Origin of the sequence: Ruoffia sp. FAM 26255 (genome assembly GCF_045528525.1) — a bacterium.
Classification (GTDB): Bacteria; Bacillota; Bacilli; order Lactobacillales; family Aerococcaceae; genus Ruoffia; species Ruoffia tabacinasalis.
The window spans coordinates 1-255 of the sequence record NZ_JBGQQX010000162.1; the positions used below are offsets into that span (position 1 = coordinate 1).

1 protein-coding gene is annotated in these 255 nt (G+C 36.5%); it reads right to left on the minus strand.

Features of this window, described 5'->3' with window-relative positions; translation table 11 throughout:
* On the minus strand, positions 1-249 hold a 249-nt coding region (locus ACEN31_RS11740; RefSeq protein ID WP_407109497.1), incomplete at its 3' end, for a transposase.
* Positions 250-255: the final 6 nt, after the last annotated feature.

Here is a 255-nt window from a genome sequence, read left to right on the forward strand (position 1 = left end):
CGGTTCATACTGTAACGCTCGTAAATGCCTTAAAACGTGGAAAACTGTTTGTTTTAAGTCTAATTCAAGCTTGATGAGTAAAGTCAGTAAGTAGACAATCAGTGCCAGTATGACTTGATTTTCCACATCTTCTTCTGACTTTGAAAAGTAGTTTTTAATCGTCATGTGTTGCTTGATATGCTTGAAAAAGAGCTCGATTTGCCATCGTGATTGATACATTTTACTAATCTCTTCAGCTGATACATCCATGCGGTT